General features: G+C 41.7%; 21 protein-coding genes, 1 pseudogene and 2 riboswitches (1 of these 24 running past the window's edge). Of the genes and pseudogenes, 1 reads left to right on the forward strand and 21 read right to left on the reverse strand.

Annotation, left to right across the window (positions count from 1 at the left end; genetic code table 11):
* Together ACX1C1_RS06150 and ACX1C1_RS06155 are read right to left on the reverse strand one after the other, a co-directional pair.
* On the reverse strand, window positions 1-580 hold the 5' portion of the coding sequence (locus ACX1C1_RS06150; protein WP_458956245.1) for a transglutaminase-like domain-containing protein. The gene continues 221 nt to the left of window position 1, outside the view; 580 of the gene's 801 nt are visible here — the first part of the coding sequence; it begins with the start codon at window positions 578-580; its stop codon lies off the left edge, out of view.
* Window positions 581-594: 14 nt separating this feature from the next.
* Window positions 595-675, reverse strand: a riboswitch (cyclic di-GMP riboswitch).
* A gap of 66 nt (window positions 676-741) precedes the next feature.
* A riboswitch (cyclic di-GMP riboswitch) is annotated at window positions 742-821 on the reverse strand.
* A gap of 215 nt (window positions 822-1,036) precedes the next feature.
* Window positions 1,037-1,159, reverse strand: coding sequence for a hypothetical protein (locus ACX1C1_RS06155; RefSeq protein WP_458956246.1), 123 nt, complete (start codon window positions 1,157-1,159; stop codon window positions 1,037-1,039).
* 247 nt (window positions 1,160-1,406) lie between these two features.
* Between ACX1C1_RS06155 and ACX1C1_RS06160 the strand changes: the two genes are divergently transcribed.
* Window positions 1,407-1,535, forward strand: coding sequence for a hypothetical protein (locus tag ACX1C1_RS06160; RefSeq protein WP_458956247.1), 129 nt, complete (start codon window positions 1,407-1,409; stop codon window positions 1,533-1,535).
* A gap of 170 nt (window positions 1,536-1,705) precedes the next feature.
* On the opposite strand, the pseudogene ACX1C1_RS06165 reads toward ACX1C1_RS06160, so the two are convergent.
* From ACX1C1_RS06165 to galU, 19 genes and pseudogenes are all read right to left on the reverse strand, one after another.
* Window positions 1,706-1,867: pseudogene (locus ACX1C1_RS06165) on the reverse strand (group II intron reverse transcriptase/maturase); the annotation flags it as partial.
* Between the two features lie 115 nt (window positions 1,868-1,982).
* Entirely contained in the window at window positions 1,983-2,969 is a 987-nt protein-coding gene (locus tag ACX1C1_RS06170; protein ID WP_458956248.1) for a copper amine oxidase N-terminal domain-containing protein, read from the reverse strand.
* A 27-nt stretch (window positions 2,970-2,996) separates the two neighbouring features.
* Window positions 2,997-3,755 carry a hypothetical protein gene (locus ACX1C1_RS06175; RefSeq protein ID WP_458956249.1) on the reverse strand — a complete coding sequence of 253 codons (759 nt, stop codon included), beginning with the start codon at window positions 3,753-3,755 and terminating at the stop codon, window positions 2,997-2,999.
* Window positions 3,756-4,052: 297 nt separating this feature from the next.
* The gene (locus ACX1C1_RS06180) at window positions 4,053-4,499 is read right to left on the reverse strand and encodes a VanZ family protein (protein WP_458956250.1); all 447 of its coding nucleotides are present in this window, start codon (window positions 4,497-4,499) and stop codon (window positions 4,053-4,055) included.
* A gap of 236 nt (window positions 4,500-4,735) precedes the next feature.
* Window positions 4,736-5,479, reverse strand: a complete 744-nt coding sequence (locus ACX1C1_RS06185; RefSeq protein WP_458956251.1) for a hypothetical protein — start codon at window positions 5,477-5,479, stop codon at window positions 4,736-4,738.
* Window positions 5,460-5,939 carry a hypothetical protein gene (locus ACX1C1_RS06190; protein ID WP_458956252.1) on the reverse strand — a complete coding sequence of 160 codons (480 nt, stop codon included), beginning with the start codon at window positions 5,937-5,939 and terminating at the stop codon, window positions 5,460-5,462. Before ACX1C1_RS06190 ends, ACX1C1_RS06185 begins: the two co-directional genes overlap by 20 nt.
* A gap of 90 nt (window positions 5,940-6,029) precedes the next feature.
* Window positions 6,030-6,578 (reverse strand): hypothetical protein, encoded by a 549-nt coding sequence (locus ACX1C1_RS06195; RefSeq protein WP_458956253.1) that lies wholly within the window; start codon window positions 6,576-6,578, stop codon window positions 6,030-6,032.
* Window positions 6,579-6,692: 114 nt separating this feature from the next.
* Window positions 6,693-7,724 (reverse strand): SDR family NAD(P)-dependent oxidoreductase, encoded by a 1,032-nt coding sequence (locus tag ACX1C1_RS06200; protein ID WP_458956254.1) that lies wholly within the window; start codon window positions 7,722-7,724, stop codon window positions 6,693-6,695.
* 1 nt (window position 7,725) lies between these two features.
* Window positions 7,726-9,075, reverse strand: a complete 1,350-nt coding sequence (locus ACX1C1_RS06205) for a UDP-glucose dehydrogenase family protein (protein ID WP_458956255.1) — start codon at window positions 9,073-9,075, stop codon at window positions 7,726-7,728.
* Window positions 9,076-9,119: 44 nt separating this feature from the next.
* Entirely contained in the window at window positions 9,120-10,127 is a 1,008-nt protein-coding gene (gene galE, locus ACX1C1_RS06210; RefSeq protein ID WP_458956256.1) for a UDP-glucose 4-epimerase GalE, read from the reverse strand.
* A 61-nt stretch (window positions 10,128-10,188) separates the two neighbouring features.
* Window positions 10,189-11,592: a lipopolysaccharide biosynthesis protein gene (locus ACX1C1_RS06215; protein ID WP_458956257.1), complete on the reverse strand. Its 1,404-nt coding sequence runs from the start codon at window positions 11,590-11,592 to the stop codon at window positions 10,189-10,191.
* Window positions 11,593-11,601: 9 nt separating this feature from the next.
* A complete protein-coding gene (locus tag ACX1C1_RS06220) occupies window positions 11,602-12,696 on the reverse strand; it encodes a hypothetical protein (protein WP_458956258.1) in 1,095 nt (364 codons plus the stop codon).
* A gap of 231 nt (window positions 12,697-12,927) precedes the next feature.
* On the reverse strand, window positions 12,928-14,028 hold the full coding sequence (locus ACX1C1_RS06225; RefSeq protein WP_458956259.1) for a glycosyltransferase: 1,101 nt from the start codon (window positions 14,026-14,028) through the stop codon (window positions 12,928-12,930).
* A gap of 15 nt (window positions 14,029-14,043) precedes the next feature.
* Window positions 14,044-15,093 (reverse strand): glycosyltransferase, encoded by a 1,050-nt coding sequence (locus ACX1C1_RS06230; protein WP_458956260.1) that lies wholly within the window; start codon window positions 15,091-15,093, stop codon window positions 14,044-14,046.
* Window positions 15,094-15,113: 20 nt separating this feature from the next.
* Window positions 15,114-16,238, reverse strand: a complete 1,125-nt coding sequence (locus tag ACX1C1_RS06235; RefSeq protein WP_458956261.1) for a glycosyltransferase family 4 protein — start codon at window positions 16,236-16,238, stop codon at window positions 15,114-15,116.
* 28 nt (window positions 16,239-16,266) lie between these two features.
* On the reverse strand, window positions 16,267-16,998 hold the full coding sequence (locus ACX1C1_RS06240; RefSeq protein WP_458956262.1) for a GNAT family N-acetyltransferase: 732 nt from the start codon (window positions 16,996-16,998) through the stop codon (window positions 16,267-16,269).
* 23 nt (window positions 16,999-17,021) lie between these two features.
* A complete protein-coding gene (locus ACX1C1_RS06245) occupies window positions 17,022-17,636 on the reverse strand; it encodes a sugar transferase (RefSeq protein ID WP_458956263.1) in 615 nt (204 codons plus the stop codon).
* 13 nt (window positions 17,637-17,649) lie between these two features.
* Entirely contained in the window at window positions 17,650-18,879 is a 1,230-nt protein-coding gene (locus tag ACX1C1_RS06250) for a DegT/DnrJ/EryC1/StrS family aminotransferase (protein WP_458956264.1), read from the reverse strand.
* Between the two features lie 74 nt (window positions 18,880-18,953).
* Complete coding sequence (gene galU, locus ACX1C1_RS06255; RefSeq protein ID WP_458956265.1) at window positions 18,954-19,841, reverse strand: UTP--glucose-1-phosphate uridylyltransferase GalU; 888 nt, start codon at window positions 19,839-19,841, stop codon at window positions 18,954-18,956.
* Between the last annotated feature and the right edge of the window lie 19 nt (window positions 19,842-19,860).

A 19,860-nucleotide genomic window follows, 5' to 3' on the forward strand; every position in this document is an offset into this window, starting at 1 on the left:
CGTATCCATAGCAGATATCCTTCTTCGTCGTCAGCGTCTTGTCGATGCTTGGCAAATAGTCCGATGTAACAGTTCCAGCGAGAGCCTTGTCGTATTTGATATTCGAGATGATGAATTCGTAGACCGCTTTCGCCTTTTCTTCTGCCGTCTTCTTGCCCTTGGCCAGCTCTTGGGCTTTCGCCACGGCTTTGCTAGTGCTTGTCCAGCTAACGTTTTGAACCGAATTCAGATAGATAACCTTGTCGTCCTTCAGGTTCAGCGAAACAGCTTGTTGCTTCACTACTTTATAGGATTTGCCCGAAACGTTCTCGAGCAACATAACTTTATAGTCGCCGTTGCCCAACTGGAGAGGGAATACCTCGGACGTGAGTCCGGCCGTCAAGCCATACGTGTAGTTCTCCTTGTCCTTTACGATCATCACTTTGAGCTTTGCGCTATTCTTGGCATCGTAGTTAACCTTGACTACGCCTTGCGACAGTCCCGACGTGTCGAGCCAAGTGTCCGTTGCGGCAGCGGTTACCACCTGTGCGGATGTGAACATGAGAATAGCAGATACGAGAATCAGAATAAATTTGCGCATAATAAAAAACTCCTTTCGGCGGCTAGGCTGCCATCTGTGCAGAAGGCCCTATAGCTTTGCGTCCCTGCCTTTCGACAGGTTTGCCATTATCGGTGAAGCTTTGTTCGATAAAGTCCTATTACGTTCACTGAGTCGCTATAAAAAACAAAAAAGCCTCATCATTCGGTAGCTGGCTGCCATCAAATCGGAAGGCCCTGTAGCTTTGCGTCCTTGACTTTCGCCAAGTTTGCCGTTATCGTGTCTAGCTTTTATAGTTCAATACTACCACAATTTACTAGAGTTGCAACCTTTTTTTATTCAACTATAGGATCATCTAATAGAATCTAGTCGTTTAATGGAGGGCCACTGAACACATTTGTCGTCACAAGAAACGCATATTTTCATCTCTTACGGTTTCAACACACAAATAAAAGCCCCCTGGTAGGCTAATAGGCCGGGGTCCGATTAGGCAATCCCTTACTCCGTCTGTGCGTTCTCTTGTGATTCTTCTACCTCTATAGCCGGCTCCGCTGCTTCTCCGCTGTCTGCCTGCAGATTGCCGCTCTGGTTTGCAGCTTCTGTATCACGCGCGCGCTGCAAGCTCCTGCGCAAATGCGTCGTAAGCTCACATAGGCGCCTCTAAAGCAGCTTGCTGATTAGCCTGCGTTTTCAGGAGCGCTTCAAGATCTACGGCCGTTGAATCATCCAGTTCAACCTTCACCATAAATGCAGATGCGTTTTTAGTTCCTTAGAATCTTTTTCCTTAATATGAAGTTGGGTACTTTTTCCTAGCAACTAGGCATAAAGTTTGATATAATTTCTAGAGTATGGAAGAGAGGTGATGGGATTGTCCGGCTATATGATGTTTACCGAGTTGGCAACACCGCTCAAGCTTTTTGGCATACGGCTATTCCGGGACGAGAACGGTCGTTACTGGTACAAGATTCGCAAGAACAATCGCAAGCGGCTATTCTAGCCCTCAACAACCCAAGGATACATACAAATCTGCTTGCTCAATAGAATGAACCATACGCACGTACTCGCCAAGACTCATGCACCGCCTATAGCATAGCTCAATTGAGTAGAAGGGGGCGCCTAGCCCCCGACCACCCACACCACCGTACATAACGTTCGGTATACAGCGGTTCATGTCATATTCTGCAATTGGTTGTATCTGTCCGTTAGACTCTTTAGACCTAGAGATGACCAGTATTGGTTATCTAGTAATCGATGGTGAATGGGGCTACTTGCGACACGCCAATATTTCTTCCTCGAATTTCCCCATTCGAACGCTTTCTGTTTCGGGACCACACTTTTCGTATCGATTCGTGCATAGTAACCGCACCAGCCTGTTAGATATTGCTGAGCACACTAAGAGAAATCCCCGGCCGATTGGCCGGGGATTTCCATTATTCTATAGAGGCTAGAGCGACTCCGCCAGCTTTCTTCCCGCTTCGAGCTCCGCTTCGAATTCCGCGCGGTACTCTGCGATAATGTCGGTGCTGTAACCGCCAGCCGTCAAAGCTGCGCTCGTCTCGTTCAAGACTTTCTCGAAATCAGTCATGCAAGCGGCCAGCTCCGCCTGAAGCTCCGCATACAGAGCGGCTTTGTCCGCTTCGTCGGCATCCACGTACTTCACTGCGGTATCGAGCAGCGTCGACTGACAGCTCGACTTCAATGCATACAGTCTCGCTTCGGCATTCGATGTGATCTGCTCATAGGATGCCTTGCCCGGCAAGCCGCCTCCCGTTCCGCCGCCAACGGTACCGTTACCGCTACCGCTACTATTACCGCCGGCTCCACCAGTCTCTTCATCCGGCTCGTCTTTGCCGCCGCCTTGGCTAGCCAGGTACGCCTTGGACTGGCCTCTGACCGTGCGGGTATCCGGATCCCAATCAATCTTGGTCCCGATCGACTCCGCTAGGAAACGCAGCGGCACGTACATGGACCCCTCGTGAATGAACAGCGACTGACCCTTCGGCAACGCCTTAGTCTTGCCGTCGAAGACAAGCGTCGCTTCTCTGAAGATCATCGTCAACTTCTGCTTGACCGTGCTGGTCTTGCCGCCGCTTGCACTCAGCAGCTGCTTCTTGAGCTCCGCGAGCTCTGCCTGATTCGGCTCCGATATCGTCACCTCGAACTTGTCGCCATCCCAGCCGACCTGCTTCAGCAAGGCATAGGAGAGATATCGAATCGGTATGTAAGTGCGGTCCTGATACAGGAAAGCATACAGCCCTTTCGGCAGCGACAGCTCCTTATCGTCAAAGACAAGCCTAATCGGCTGGGATTCAACCTGCACGGTTTTAGGGGAAGGCGCCCCGCTTGTTCCTGCAGCCGAGGCGTGAACCGGCACTAGACCTATTAGTACTATTAAAGCCGCCATCAGAATCGTTATTCGTTGTTTCTTCAATGTAATCGTCCTCCGCTCACCATGCTCTTATTGAATTGCGCCTGCAATCTCCGTCAATGCGGCTGATCTAGCCTCAGCCTTGGCGTTGTCGTACTCCGTGCTCCAGTCCGGCAATCCGCTCTCCGCTATGCCCGCCGCCTTATACTGCGCCTTGGCTTGTCCGACTAGCTCCGCGAACTGCGAGTCGCATTCCGCTTCGGCCTCGATGACCTGTCCCAAGAATTCCTTCTGTAACGTATCGACCGCCGCATCTTGATCGGCCGCGATCTCCGCCTTGATCTGAGCGACCAGACCGCTGCTCTTCGCCTTGCACGTCGCGCGAAGCGATTCCATCGAGGCCGTCACCGACTGATCGATCGACTGCTTGCGCTCCTCAAGCTCGGCGGGGCTCGGAGTGGATGCCGGCGTCTGCGTGCCCGCGGAGCTGTCAGGCTTCCCGGCATCCGGCTGAGCAGGCTTGTCCGTCGACTGAGGCTTCGCAGTCGGAGTCGCAGACACATTCGTATTCGAAGTTGCGCCCGGATTGTCCGAGCCGCCCGCTCCTTCAGCAGCTGAAGGATCAACAGCGACATCAGGAGGCTCGTCGTCTCCGCCGCCTCCCGGCAGCGTCGTTGGCTCCGTACTTTCCGGATCAACAGATCCTTCTTCGTCCGCTTCCGCGATTTGACCATTCAGTTCTTTCACTTGATCCATCTTGGACATGAGGCTGTATGCCGCGTATGACCCAAGCCCCAACACGATCATGACGACTGTTACCCATACCGATGCTTTCTGCCGTTTAGTCATTGGTTTAAGTCCATTCTCCTTAGTAGTGTTTGCCATGTCTGCCGCCAAAGCAAGAAGCCGGCGATTATCCCAGTGGAACTGGGCGCCGGCCTCTATATCCTTGCACGCAATGGATGATTACCCTGCACATAAGCACCGTCTTCGCAACTTCCTCGACTTTGCCCAGTCGCGATTCATCGACAGTTACAGCAGCCCCGGACGGTTGCGGTCACCTAACACAACTCATTAGATGGTGCTAAAGTAGTTATTTAGACGTATCGTAGCAGAATTCCTCCCAAATGTATTGAGACCACCGACTTACTTTGAGAACAATCGGCTCCCTCCCTTAAGCAGAGCAATTCCGAACGCCGCTCCCGCGCTGTCGATCAGCACATCCCTCGCCTGCGCCCCTCTGCCAATAACGAACAGCTGGTGCAATTCGTCCGATATCGCGAACAACACGCAGACGGCGAAAGCAATGGCGGTGCCGCGGAAGCCTCTGACGCCTAGCTTGGATAAGGTGCCTGCCACGAGCATGCCGAGCACGAAGAAGATGAGAAAATGCGCGCTCTTGCGCACGGCATGGTTGAGTTCCCAGGGATTCAAATTAACGCCGGGCAGCAGACGCTCCGCGATCCCTACAATTCGTACCGTGACTTCGGTGCTTAGAGAATTAGATAACGGGGCCGGCTGATGAGACAAATTGATGATAAGCGCCATCCAGATGAGAACGATGGATACGCCAAGAATCACTTTAACCTTCATCGCTTCCTTAGCCCTTCTTGTTCGTTAGCAGCTGGCTCTCTAACCTATATTATGATTCGTATAAGGGCAGAAGGACGTATCTTCATACTAGCCCAACCCACCAATAGATTGAAGTATGCTCTTCAGAAATATATGAATAGAAAAGTCCGGGTTACACACACTGCTATTAGTCATTTTAGGTCGCATCGAACCCCGCTTCTACAAGCCCGTCCAGCCATTTACAAATTTCCCGACGCTTACCCAACATATTGCCGATTATGCATCTCAAATAATTCATCTCGTCCAATCAAAATAAACTCAAATTCGGTCCACTTGTGTATAAATTCCAGTCTCTTGCGAATTAAATTCTTATCCCCCATGGAAACGAGAAAAATGGTATGCTCTACACTTCCAGCTTCTAATTCCTCGGCAAGGAATCGAAGGTAATTAATATCCTTTGTTTGAAACGTTTGTGGACTGAATTTCACTTCCACAAATTCGCCGTATGTACCATCCCACATTCCTGCATCGACGCTTTGACGATTCTTGTCGCAATCGTCGGCCGTTTCGAAGGGGGCTGGGCATTCGTATTTCAGTTCCCTTCCGTCGAGTGCGATACCTTTGCCGTACCCTGTCTTACACACAGTGCCATCGTATCGGTCATTAAATATTTTTTCAAGGAGCTTTTCGGGAACAAGTCCTCTGAGCCTTCTAATCTCCTTATTACTCTCGCATATTTCAAAAAAACCTTTGACCAATCGGATTAACTGTTCAGTGTCAGGAGCCGCAATTTTCTTACGCCTTCTTCTAATTGCTGCCCATCCCTGTAGTTGATTAGCATAATTGGCCTTACTCCAACTTGAGCTTATAAGCATAAGGTTATTAAAGTGTTCTAATTGACCCTTATTTTTGTACAGAAAATCTGCTATCTCTCTAGCGTAGTTTTCTAGCTTCTCGTTTGGCCAATCCGATTCATAGAAATCAATTCTCTCCATCGACATCCTGATGAATCCCTCGTTCTCTCTTTATTGTCTCCAGAACATCCATGGTTGGCAGTGTTATGGGGGGATAACCCATTCGCATGGAAGTATCTGATATGATGACCCGTGCATATGGCAGCAGTAATGGCACTACTTGTATATCTACCCACCGCTCCAAGTCTTCCATCATTTCACCAGGGGAAACTTCAAATTTCCCTCGATAGAGGGCGATGATCTCCAGCGCTTCCTCTTCATTATCCGACCTCATTAGACCAGCAACAACACGGAAGTAACCATAAACTGTACGTGCATCTATTCGTTCTGTACTCTTTTCGAATTTCATATATGCAATGTAGTCACCATTAGGCTCGTTCTCCCGTTTGACTGCATTCAATTCTTCCAGAAACGCATCCGACAGTTGCACTTGAGTTCTTGCAAAATCATATAGCTGAAATTCATTCTCGTACTTATTTTCACTCAAAAGAACAACGCTCCTTCACCTATTGGATGTCTACTAATATACCATAAAGTTACAGATGAGGACATCCACGAAACACATTCACCACGTCCGCTACACAACAAATAAACTCCGTTGCTCAGGAGCAACGGAGTCATCGATAATAAACGACTTTATTTCTTTCGTGCTGGTAAGTGGGATAGACGCCCAATAATCATATCCAGTCGTATCGGTAAGCGTTGTACAGGTTCCGGCCGACGTCTGCTTATATGCACTTAATACATTCTCAATTGCCGTCATGACTGCTGCAATGGATTCGAAGTATACATCAGCCAACTGATTCTCCTGATCCGTCTGAAGCATGTATTGGCATTCATCCAGGCAGCCGAGTGTTTCAACATCGTCGTGAAGATTGCCTGCATATAGCTTTCGCAATGACTCATACCCATGATCCTTAAGCCATGCCCAGAAGTATGCATGTCGATCATTTCTCTCGATGCCCGCCTGAATCATATCATCCAGACTGGGATACGTCTTACGAGACATACCCAATAGTGACTCCAACGTCAGGAAGATCCCTTCCATTAATTCGTCTCGCAACCGATCAGCCTCACCAACAGAAGATCCTGAGACTCCGATGAAATCCCATAAATCTTTAGCCATAGTAAGCTCTCCTTATTATTCGTGTTAGAAGATCATACCAGAAAAAGTAAGCCGGGACAAGCTGCCTCTGAAGAATCTATCCCTATATTTAAAGTAATTCCGCTGTCTCATACATTATTCCTGGTTCAATCCGTAATACTCCACATACCAATCCGCAAACTTCTGCAGCCCAACCTCAATCGGCGTCTCCGGCTTAAAACCCACCGCCTTCTGCAGTCGATCCGTCGACGCATACGTTGCCGGCACATCGCCGGGCTTAAGCGGCTCGAAGATCTTGTCGAACACAACATCCCGCCCTGTCGCCTTGCTCAAGGCCTTCTCCAGCGTCTCGATGAACGTCATCAGCTTCTCCGGGCTGTTGTTGCCGATGTTGTACACGAGGTGGGGAATCCCTTCCACTGGCGGCTGCCCAATTAAGCGTTCGATCCCCGTCACGATGTCGTCAATATAGGTGAAATCGCGATACAAGTCGTTGTCGAAATCCCCGTTGTTGAAAATACGGATCGGCTTGCCCGCAAAGTAGCTGTCCGCAAAGCCGAAGTACGCCATATCCGGACGTCCCATGGGCCCGTAAACCGTGAAGAACCGGAGCCCCGTCGCCGGGATCCCGTAGAGGTGGCTGTACGTATGCGCCATCAGCTCGTTCGACTTCTTGGTCGCGGCATAGAGCGATACGGGATAATCGACGAAGTCCGTCTCCTCGAAGGGTACTTTCTCGTTCGCCCCGTACACCGAGCTGGACGATGCGTAGACCAGGTGCTCCACCGGATACTTCCGGCATGCTTCTAGGACATGGAAGAAGCCCGAAATGTTGCTTTCGATATAAGCATCCGGATTCTCGATCGAATACCGTACGCCTGCCTGCGCTGCCAGATGAATGACGGCAGCCGGCCTATGCTGCCCGAACAGCGACATCACCGCTTCCTTGTCCGCCAGATTAGCTTCTACAAAAGAAAATCCCTCGAACGGCATAAGCTGCTCCAGCCTCGCGCGCTTAAGCTTGACATCATAATAGTCGTTCACATTATCCAGGCCCACGACCTTGCAGCCCTGCTCTAGCAGCCGCTTAGCCACGTAGTATCCGATAAACCCGGCAGTGCCGGTGACCAAATAGACCTTGCCGGCTTCCAACGTTCCATCGTTCAACCTACCTCGACTCCTTCGCGCCTTGTCTGATTGCAGGCATCCGTCCGATCGAATGATATTCCACCCCTGCGTCCTTCATGCCAGCGATCGCGTACAGATTGCGTCCGTCGTACACGAGCGGCGTCCGCATCAAGCTTTTGTACGTTTCGGGGGGAACGGCCTTAATCTCTCCCCACTCTGTCAGAATAAAGCAAACATTTGCGTCCTCCAGCGCTTCCTCCACGCTGCCCGCGTAAGTGATGCTTCCCTTGCCGCTCGCACCCTCCGGGTACAGCTTGGCGAAATTCGACGCGCCGACCGGATCGAACGCGTATACATCCGCGCCTTGCGCGAGCAAGAGCGGCACATTCTCCAGCGACGCCGCTTCGCGCAGATCATCCGTCCCCGGCTTGAAGGTCAATCCCAGTACCGCGACCTTGAGGCCGTTGAACGTAATTAATCTTTTGCTAGCCTTCTTGTACAGCATCGTCTTCTGATCCTGATTCACGTCGATCGCCGACTTTACCGTCCGGAGCTCGTAGCCGTTCTGCTTCGCCAGGTAATCCAGCGCCTTGGTGTCCTTAGGGAAACAGGAACCGCCGAACCCGATACCAGCGTTCAGGAACTTGCCGCCGATCCGTCCATCGTAGCCCATCCCTTTCGCAACATCCTGGATATCCGCACCGACCAGCTCGCAGAGATTGGCGATGTCGTTCATATAGGAGATTTTCAGCGCGAGGAAGTCATTGGCGGCATACTTAATCATCTCGGCCGATCTGCGATTGACGGATACAACAGGGAGTCCGAACGGTTCGTAGATGCGCGTCAGCAGCTCCTCCGCCCACTTGCTCTCCGTTCCAATAATTATGCGCTCCGCATGCAAAGTATCATGTACGGCCGAGCCTTGCGCCAGGAACTCCGGATTGGAGGCTACTTCAACTCGCACATCGTTGGCGAGGAAATCGTGGATAAACTGCTCCACCTTGTCATTCGTCCCGACGGGCACCGTCGACTTCACCACGACCAGACAGTCCTTCTCGATCGTCTCGGCGATCTGTCTCGCCACCGTTGCAATGTAGGACAAATTAGCCGAGCCATCCGGCTGCTCCGGCGTGCCGACACCGATAAATATCGCATCTGCATCTTTATATGCAGCTACGTAGTCGGTGGTATAGTCAATTCGACCAGCCTCGTAATTTTTCTTCATCAGCTGTTCCAGATCGGCCTCGTAGATGGGCGACACGCCGGACTTCATCAGTGCCACCTTATCTTCATCAATATCGACACAGATCACCTGATGACCCATCTCGGCAAAACAAACGCCGGCCACAAGGCCGACATAGCCGGTTCCGGCTACTGCTAGTTTGGGCATGTTTATACTTCCTTCTCATCAATGTAAAACCAATAAAAAATATATTATTCATATCCTTTTGGATTCAGAACTTGCCATCTCCATGCATCTTCACACATTTGTATTAGGTTATTTTTTGAATACCAAGAAAGATTTTGTTGAGCCTTTACTGGGTTTGCGAAACAAGAGCCAACATCCCCCTTTCGCCTTACAACTATTTCATAAGGAATTGACTCTCCTATTACCTTTTCAAATGTACTTATAACCTCAAGTACAGAATAACCTACCCCAGTACCTAAATTATAAATACTAACGCCAGTTTGATTGTCCAGCTTCTCTAGTGCCTTTAGGTGACCATGTGCTAAATCGAGTACATGAATATAATCTCTCACACCAGTCCCATCTATGGTATTATAATCGTCGCCAAAAATATTTAAGTGTGGCAACATACCAGTCGCAACCTTTAGAATGTATGGAAATAAATTATTAGGTACTCCAATCGGACTTTCTCCCAACCTACCACTTTGATGAGCTCCAACAGGATTAAAATATCTTAAAATTGTTATGCACCACTGAGGGTCAGAATCATAAAGATCATTCATTATATCTTCGACAATAAGCTTTGAGCGCCCATAGGGGCTACTTATAGACAATGCTTGACCTTCATTAATTGAATTCTGTTCATCAGGTAAGTACACAGTGGCGGAAGAACTAAATACTATTTTTTTCACATTGTGTTTAGCCATGACCTCTAAAAGTATCAAGCTTCCATTTACATTGTTATCATAGTAGACCAACGGTTGACTTACTGATTCTCCAACAGCTTTTTTTCCGGCAAGATGTATGACCGCATCTATCTTATATCGACTAAACAGCTCATCAAGCTTATCATAGTCCCTAACATCAATATCGTATATTACTGATTCTTTTTGTGTTAGTTCGGATATTCTGTCTTTTACTATTCGGCTACTATTAGAGAAATTATCAATTGCTATCACATTGTGCCCACTGTTGACTAGTTCAACAAATATATGTGAACCAATGTAGCCTGCTCCGCCTGTTAAAAGGATCAAACCAACCCCCCCCATTCAATTTTACTGATATTGCTTAATTTTTAGAGATAATGGAAATAGTTTATTTAGCATTGAACAAACTTTTTAAACGACTATTTACTCGTTGAATTTCATTCTTATTAATTAAACCTAGAGTAAGTATAATTAACGGATATGTGATTAATGCCATCGTTAACGAGAACTTTTGTATTATATATGAAGCGATACAAAATAATACAAACAATAGAGTAATGGTCTTCCAATTTAATCTAAATTCTATAAAACGATTAACTAATCTGTACCGCGATATCATCATTACAAAAGCTCCAATAAATTGACCTAGCATTACAGCATAAATATCAAGCATTTTAAATAAAGAACATGTTATAACTATTGTGGTAAAAGCACCAATTAGCGTAGTTGTAAATTGAAGCTTTGTTTTACTAATAGCCTGAAAAACTGCACCTATGTTTGTAGACATTGTCATGGTTGTCGTGAATAGTAATAATAGTGGAATATACTTTATCGATTGATAATATTCGGTTCCCTTGAAAAATAGATATAACAGGTAAACTAACGGTAAAATCAATATAATAAAGCTTTGGAAAACCCGAAACAGCCGATCTGTAGCAATCGTAAAATTTCGTGCAAATTTTTCATCTTCTGATGAAACTATTGCTTCTTCTATAACAGCCATGTTAACAACAGAGCCAAACATACCCACAGCTAAAGCGATCTTATTTGCAAAAGCGTATAGACCATTTGCTTCATCACCTAAAAAGTTTACAATTAATAGTTTACCAAACCCAAGAAAAAACCAGAGTGCTGTAAGGTTTAAAACCAGTGGGAAAGAAAATCTCAACATGTCTACAAGTATTGACTTCTTGAAATTTTTTCTTTTTAAAGTCCGAGTTATCTTCAATTTATATTCGATTATTAGTATGGTTATAATATTACTAATAATAATGGAAATAAAGAGCGCTCTTACATCCCACCCAAAACCTAGAACCAATAATAATACTAATAAAAGATTACCTAATGCACTCATTATTCCTGAAAGAATATAGACTATGTTGTGCCCTAAAGCCCTTGAATAGTACTGCCAGACCTGAGCAATTGCATATGTTAGTAACATAAAAGTAATATATATAAAATTATTTATCTCAAACAACTTCGTTAGATACAATACTAAAGAGACAATTATTATTAATAAAGAAACAAATAAAACAAATAAAATAGATGTTGCAATATATGTTTCTCTATCAATTTGACTTTTTGCTGCTAGAACATATTTTAATATAGCTTCCCAAACCGCAATATACAGGACTGGCATTAGAATGTTAACTAGAGTTTGACTATAATCAAAATACCCTAAATCATCTGCCGTTACATAATAGGCATATACCGGTATAAGAATGGCAAATACTGCTTTTGATGAGACGGTTCCTAGAAAGTAAATAACACTTTTTTTCGCTATACCATTCATTTTTACCTCTTATTTTTTCTTTATTTTATTTAAAATAAAATTTATAAACAAACTCAGTAGCAGTATATATGCATATGCTCTTATAGTTAAAAGAGTATAATCCATAGAATTTCTGTTAATATAAAAACTTAATAGGACCATACTAACAAGTAGCCAGGTGTTTAATAGTAAATTCCTACTTTTCATTAACCAATTATTCATTTTCACCAAAGAAATACAAACTATGCTCGTCACTACGAATACCAATCCATACCCACCCGTACTAAACGCCTCTCCGATAAAAGTGCTTCCTATTCCAATTCCCTCATTTATCTGTTTATTAAAATTGATTTGCAATAAATAAGAGAAAGGTACAATATCATATTCTAACGCTATTTTCTCACCGATAAAGGGGAACAAAACCAGCGAACTACTCGCAACGTATGACCATAAGTCATATTTCATATCATAGAGGAGCACTGAGTTTAGATTTGTAGTTATAACGTTTGGTTCAGATGTAAGTAAGGCTGTAATGTAGTAACTTGGAGAGCTTAATCTTTCGAATACAAGAGAGTAATTTCCAGACAATAATGCGGCATACACGTTCTTGACAAAGAAAACAAATGCTATAAATAATAACACAAAGAATACTCTTATTTTATATTTATTAATAAATCCAATAAGATTCATCGATTTATTAGAATTCGCAAATTTATAATAAAGAATACCTATAACCGCAATTACTAAAAAGGATCTATGCCCTAATATAAATGTATAACCGATGCTCACCAGACTCAATAATCTAATTAAGTTAATATGAGCTCCTTTACTGATAAAAGCATACACCAGTATAAATGTTGAAATTATTTTTGCATATTCTGTTAGTTTAGACGATTGGCTTAATAAACTTACTTTATTAAAGTTTCCACTTAGAATGTCACCACTGTATTGGTAAACAGAAATTAGTATTAAAAAAATATTTAATATCGATAGTATTAGAACTGTCTTATTAGCATCAGTTGTTGGATTTCCTACAGCCTGTTTTATCGGCGGTTTTTTGTTAAGTGTAATATCCTTGTATATAACTATTAAAAAAGCAACTAATATATTTAAAAGCAATACCATATATGTCTTATCTATTATTGGAGTCTGGTAATAGCTGTCAACTAATACTTGGCCAATATATAGAGGGAAGTAGTATATAAACGAAGATATTATGTATACTGTTAAAAAGTCTAATTTTCTCTTCTTAACTAGAATATATAATAGAACAATTAGTGAAATTGCATAATAAAGATATATCATTATATAACTCCATTTCATCCGCCAATTTACTTTATGATAGGGTCCTAAAATTTATCTATACTTGAGATAATATGTTTGAAGTAACTCAGCAACTTGATTAATATCGTAACCTTCTGCAATTAGTTTTTGTGTAGAATCCTGTCTATTAGTACAAGATTCAGTTTTTATTGCTTCGTCCACCCAGTTGTCGATCGACTGAAGGGGTAACATCTTAATTAAATTAGTGATAACAACTTCTTTTGTAATGCTATCGGAAACTATACATTTTAAACCGGTCGCTTGCGCTTCAATTAGTACATTCGGCATGCCTTCATAAATCGATGGAAATAATAGTACATCCATAGCCATTAATATATCCGCAATATCTGTTCTTATCCCACCAAAAATCACATTTCCTTCTAAATTAAGCTCTCTCACTTTTTCCCTGGTTCTATTTTCCAATTCCCCCTCTCCAAATAATAATAATACTGATTCCTTATTCTTTTTGTAGATATTATAAAAAACATCAATTATATAACTATGGTTTTTTTGTTCAGAAAATCGTCCAATGTGACCAAAGACACGCTTGGTTCCGATATCAAATTCTTTTCTTATTTTTTCTCTTCTCACTATATCAAACTGAAATAGGTTAAGATCTACGCCATTCTTTAGAATGATTACTTTATTAGAACTCCCCATTTTCTTCCCAAACATCCACTCGGCTGCTTCTCTTGAAGGCGATAGCCTGAGTGAAGATAATAAGTTAAGATAAGGTATTCCTAACTTATGAAGATAGGTATGTAATTTTGAAGAACCCACACTTGAATTAGTAGAACGAATCACCTTACAGTTAGCTCCTCCCAGATGAGCTGCAAGTAAATCCAAAAAAGAAAAAGAATGTGCAGATGCTCTAAATACGGCCTTATAGTGGTTTTCCTTTACTATTTTTATTAGTTCAAGAAAACTTTTAATCGGTTTTTCTGACTTGAGAGGAACTCTATAAATTCTTCCTCCCAATTCTAATATTTCATTTTCATAGAAAAATTTTTCGCTACTATCAAGCACAAAGTCAAACACAACTTGTTCACTATTCACCTTTCTAAATAATTTCATTATGAATGTTTCTGCACCACCAACCCCCATCGATCCCATTATATGAAGAATTCTGATCATTTTGCGCACCTCTTCTCATGATGAAATAAAGTTATTATATATCGTTTCTAGCTTTTTATAATACTTATCTATATTTATATATGGTTCCGCTGATATAACAGAATAACCAGACATTTGGATTTGTTTTTGCCTATTATTCATTAAGGTTCTAAGTCCATCTATTAGCAACTGATTATCCTCACTAATAAATCCATTACGCTCGTTAACCACAATTCTTTTTAGACCATCAACTGGGGTAGTGACAATTGGTACTCCCAGAGATAAAGCTTCCAATGCAGCCAGGGGTGTACCCTCATACCTAGAAGACATTATGAGGGCTTTACTCTGAAGTAATATCTTATATGGATTTTTTACAAATCCGAAGAAGTTTACTTGATCAATGACACCTTCTTCTTTGAAAATATCTATGACATTCTGTTTTAGATCACCATCTCCTATAACACCAAATTTTAATTTTGGGTTCTCTTTTAATACAGTAGATACTATTTGCGCCATTCGCTCTGGGTTTTTTGGGTAAGTTAATCTACCTAGATATAAAAAGTCACAATTATAATCACTTTTATCTTGTTCTATCAGATACTTAATATTTTGAATGTTAATTATATTGGGGAGAATGCTAATTTTCTTTTTATTAATTAGGCTAGAAAAAAAATAATCCTCGACTATACTGTTAGATACGGCTATAATTCTTTTTGCGTTAAGTGATAACAGCAGAAAAACTATTGATCTAATGCTAATTTTCGACATAGAAAGTGGATTACCATGTAAATGAGCAACTATAGGCTTTCTCGATTTAATTAAAGATACCTTTAACGTTGCAGACATATCGTGTGAATGAATTATATCCGGTTGAAGTTCATTCACAATTTTAGATAGTTTTTTATCAAACAACTTAATCCCAATAGGTTTATGAGCTATACCTTTTTCTTTTAAGTACGATACTATACTACCTTCAGGTGAAGCATATATCATTTCATGTATCCCATCGCTCATTTCAATAATATCAATAGCGACTCTTTCAGCTCCTGATAGTGAATTTGAACTAAGGACATGTAGAACTCTCATAATAACCTCCATAGTTAAATCTAATGCTTCTTGCTTCCTTGCATCTCATTCTCATATATTTCATACATTAATCCCTTGATAATTTCCTTGCTATATTTATATGAATTCTTATAGTTGACTTCTTTCATCCTATTCTTAAACTCACTATTACTATAAAGACTTAATATTGCATCTTTAAATCCTTTAATATTATTTGGTTCAATTAATAAACCTCCTTCACCGTTTGAAACTAAATCAACATTCCCTCTGATTTTTGAGCATATAATGGGTAGTTTAGCTGCCATAGCTTCCATAAGGGCTACAGACAAGCCTTCTCTATATGAAGGAAATACAAAAACGTCTGCTATTTGAATTATTTCATTAATATCATTACGGTAACCAAGTAGGTGGACTTGCTCTTGGACATTGAGTTTTTCACTGAGTTCTTCTAAGAATTTAAATCTTTGACCTTGTCCGCAAATTATGTAGTGTATGTTGCTATTTTTTATCTCTGCTAATGCACGTATAATTATTTCGTGATTTTTATTTTGATTGAGTTCACCAACAGACATCAAGATGAATTTTCCAGTGGGTATATTTAGTTGTAACAACTTCAATTCTTTATTCAGATTACTTTCCTTATATTCACTAATATTAACCCCAATCCCTGGCACACGCTTTACTGATGCAGCTTTAAACCTTTTTGCTGTGATAAAGTCTTCATTATTTATTGTTATAATTAAATCAGTATATTGGGATAGCCACTTCTCAACTGGATAATACAATAGCCAATTAAGAAAAGGTGCACCTTTATAGAAGTGAAAACCATGTGCTGTATAGAACACCTTTGACACGCCCACTGCCTTTGCTGCTAGTCTAGATACGACTCCACCCATAGGGGAATGACAATGAACAGCGTAAAACTCTTCTTCCCTCATAAGTTTTTTTATTTGAATATACGCTTTAATATTTTTAATTGAGAAAGGGCTTCTTTCAAAATCTATGTGATGTCTTATAATTTTCAATTCGTCTAGTCTTTCGCTAGAATCACTAAAATTAGCTGCTGCATGTACTGAAAACCCCAACTTAGTTAAAATTTCTATATTAACTTTTTCAAATAAATAAAACTGTCTACTTACAGTAGATACTATTAATACTTTCCTCACAAGCATCCCAACCTGTTGTTTTAATTTATTATTTCCAAAGGTGGTAAGTTTCGTTTTTAGAAACTTGATTGAATCCCACTTTTTTATAGAAGTTTATTGCTTGTATGTTTTCTAGTTGAGTTCCAACTCTGATTTCTTTAACACCTCGTTTTAAAGCATTATTCTCTAGTGCAATGAGCATTTTTTTTCCAATTCCCTGGTTTTGAGCATTCATCGAGACAGCTATAAGTTCGATAGTAAATATGCTTTCAACAAACGAATATAGTAAGTAACCATTAATGTTGTATTCTTCGTCCCTAGAAAGTATAAAAAATTTATCTGGACGGTCAAATGCATTAATTAGCCATTGACGATATACCAGAGCACCACCGCGACGTTTTAACTCTAGATCTTTAATGAATTTTGAATATTTAAAATCGGACATATCTAATATACTTTGATTGTAACCAAGTGATTTATGCGATGTAATACCGTCAACGTCCAACCCGCTTTTATTAATTATGTGTTTAGAGAATTGTACATTAGTGTCCGCTAGAAAAATTGAAGATTGAACTTCTAGAAGTTTTTTATTCTGATCATCAGAATTACGATTCTCTATGGATACAAAAGTATAATCCAAAAACCTATTTTTCAATTCTTTCCATTCACTGATACTTACGCTTTTATATAAAATAGCCTTCGCACAAGAAACGCCAAAATAGTCTGAGTCCCATCGTAGATTATAAAAGGACACTCCTGTTTCTTTATTATCTGAACTCACATTTTCACCCTCTATCAATAACTCTATCCAGTCAAATCACTATCTCTTCCATTTTTTATATATATATCGTTACGCTTGATTACTGAGGCTATAGTTTTAAAGATAATTTTTATATCAATCATTAATGTTAAATTATCTATATAATAAATATCGTTTTTAATTCTTTCCTTCCATGGCACCGTATTTCTAAAATAAGCCTGATTATACCCAGTGATACCAGGACTTACTTCTAACTTTCTTTCTTCATTTCCAGTATATGATAGTTGGTGCTCAGGCAAATCTGGTCGAGGTCCAATTATGCTCATTTCCCCTTTAATAACATTTAATAACTGAGGGATTTCGTCTAAGCTTGTTTTCCTAATAAATTTTCCTATTTTCGTTAATCTGGGATCATGCTCTGAGTTGTAAGTAGACCCATCCTGATTCCTTATATCTTCTGCGTTTATTTTCATGGAGCGGAACTTATACATTTTAAAGATCTTACCGTCTTTCCCCAAACGAGGTGCATTGTAAAAGATAGGCCCCTTGTCTTGAGAATAAATAGCAAAGCCCACTACAGCAAAAACTATAATCCAAATTGGTAACACTAATACCGCTGTAATAAGATCAAACAATCTCTTGAATAGAACTCTATACACCTAGCATCCGTCCTTAACTTACATTTTCATTTGCATTAATTACTACACTAAGACATTTAAGAACATACATTATATCTTCATTGCTCAATAAACTGTGCAGAGGAAGGGTTATTTCATTTTCATACATTTTAAATGCATTAGGATAGTCACTAATGTTAAACCCTAAGTTTTTGTAAGCTGTTAGCATTGGCAATGGCTTATAGTGTACATTACACGCCACACCACGTTCCGCTAGTTTTATTACAAGTTGATTACGAGTTCTCTCACTTGCACTCGGTATTCTCATTAAATACAAATGGCCGGAAGAGATAATATCTTGAGAAAAATGATCTAAACTCTGTAGTCCTAATTTATGAATAGATTCATCATAAATCTTAATTATTTCTTTTCTACGAAATAATGACTTTTCGTATCTCTTTAGTTGGGATAGTCCGATTGCTGCCATAATATCAGTCATATTACACTTATAAGCGGGATACATAATATCATATTCCCAAGCCCCAATTTGGGTTTTAGCTAATGCATCTTTAGACTGTCCGTGTAAGCTATACAACATAAACTGCTTGTATAACCAGTCTCCAACTACCTCATCATTTTGACGCCATACTACTGCGCCACCCTCTGCAGTAGTCAAATTCTTGACTGCGTGAAAAGAGAAACATGTAAAATCTGCGATTTGACCACATTTAAAACCATTTCTTTCTGCACCAAATGCGTGTGCAGCATCCGCCATAATGACAATTCGTCCAAATGACTTTTGAAGATCCGTACTCGGTCGGAATAATTTCTTTTTACTTTCAACAACCTCAAATATTTTCTCATAATCACACATTCGCCCTGCAAGATCCACAGGAATAATTACTTTTGTTTTTTCAGTAATTACATCAGCCATCTTCTGATAATCCATTTCATATGAGTCTGGTGCCGTATCAACTAGAACAATTTTTGCTCCAACATGTGAAATAACAGATGCTGTTGCGGTATAGGTATAGGCAGTCGTAATAACCTCATCACCTGGCCCTACTCCAAGTATTCTTAGAGTAAGTTCCATTGCAGCCGTGGCAGAATTTAAACAAACAGCTTTCGGTACGCCAACATATTCAGCTATTTTTCTTTCAAAAAGTTTGGTACGGGGACCAGTAGTAATCCAACCCGATCTCATTGTCTTAATAACTTCTTCTATCTCGGCTTCAGAGATATCTGGTGGAGAAAACGGTATATGTCTGATCGATGAATCAATCATATTTTAACCTCCATCGAGTTGAAATTTACTCAGTAATTTACATAGTCTAAAAAATTTTACTATCAGTATTTAAACTATACTTTGGTTTTCTCTATTTGCCGGTCTACTACAGAAATGAGATAAGCAATTAATTCTTCTTTTAAAACACTATTCTTAAGCGCCATCTCAATCGTCGTCTTAATAAACCCAAGCTTCTCGCCGACATCGTAGCGAGTCCCCTCGAAGTCGTAAGCATAGACCGCTTCCTGAAGGTTGAGCTTGGCGATGGCATCGGTAAGCTGAATCTCGCCGCCAGCCCCAGGCTGCTGGTTCTCCAGAATCTCAAATATCTTGGGACTTAGAATATAACGTCCCATAATGGCAATGTTAGAAGGCGCGTCTTCGACCTTCGGTTTCTCAACCAAGCCATTGACACTAAATAAGCGGTCATGAATCATTCGGCCATCCACGATACCGTACCTGGACACTTCATGTTCATGAACGCTTTGGACGCCAATAATAGATGAGCTGTATCGATCATACTGCTCCATCATTTGTTTCAAGCAAGGCTTCTCGGCCTGCACGATGTCGTCGCCGAGCAAGACGGCAAAGGGTTCGTTGCCGATGAACTTGCGAGCACACCAGATGGCGTGGCCGAGTCCTTTTGCTTCCTTTTGCCGAATGTAGTGGATATCCACCATCTTGGAGGACTTCTGGACTTCGCTCAGCAGCTCCATCTTGCCCTTCTCCAGCAGGTTCTGCTCCAGCTCGAACGAGTTGTCGAAGTGATCCTCAATTGCTCGCTTACCCTTGCCCGTAACGATAATAATATCTTCGATACCGGACTCGACCGCTTCTTCGACGATGTATTGAATAGTCGGCTTGTCCACGATCGGCAGCATTTCCTTGGGCATAGCCTTGGTAGCCGGCAAGAAGCGCGTTCCAAGACCGGCCGCAGGAATTATAGCTTTTCTAACTCGCATGGTTGTCTCCTCCTCGGTT

The sequence above is a fragment of the Paenibacillus sp. strain BS8-2 genome, assembly GCF_054483835.1.

Bases quoted from the DNA above. Each gene is read 5' to 3' on its own strand.
- ACX1C1_RS06175 (WP_458956249.1), bottom strand. From the start codon at position 3,755: ATGACTAAACGGCAGAAAGCATCGGTATGGGTAACAGTCGTCATGATC.
- ACX1C1_RS06180 (WP_458956250.1), bottom strand. From the start codon at position 4,499: ATGAAGGTTAAAGTGATTCTTGGCGTATCCATCGTTCTCATCTGGATG.
- ACX1C1_RS06230 (WP_458956260.1), bottom strand. From the start codon at position 15,093: ATGAGAGTTCTACATGTCCTTAGTTCAAATTCACTATCAGGAGCTGAA.
- galU (WP_458956265.1), bottom strand. From the start codon at position 19,841: ATGCGAGTTAGAAAAGCTATAATTCCTGCGGCCGGTCTTGGAACGCGC.
- ACX1C1_RS06225 (WP_458956259.1), bottom strand. From the start codon at position 14,028: ATGATCAGAATTCTTCATATAATGGGATCGATGGGGGTTGGTGGTGCA.
- ACX1C1_RS06185 (WP_458956251.1), bottom strand. From the start codon at position 5,479: ATGTCGATGGAGAGAATTGATTTCTATGAATCGGATTGGCCAAACGAG.
- ACX1C1_RS06215 (WP_458956257.1), bottom strand. From the start codon at position 11,592: ATGAATGGTATAGCGAAAAAAAGTGTTATTTACTTTCTAGGAACCGTC.
- ACX1C1_RS06195 (WP_458956253.1), bottom strand. From the start codon at position 6,578: ATGGCTAAAGATTTATGGGATTTCATCGGAGTCTCAGGATCTTCTGTT.
- ACX1C1_RS06220 (WP_458956258.1), bottom strand. From the start codon at position 12,696: ATGGTATTGCTTTTAAATATATTAGTTGCTTTTTTAATAGTTATATAC.
- ACX1C1_RS06205 (WP_458956255.1), bottom strand. From the start codon at position 9,075: ATGCCCAAACTAGCAGTAGCCGGAACCGGCTATGTCGGCCTTGTGGCC.
- ACX1C1_RS06250 (WP_458956264.1), bottom strand. From the start codon at position 18,879: ATGATTGATTCATCGATCAGACATATACCGTTTTCTCCACCAGATATC.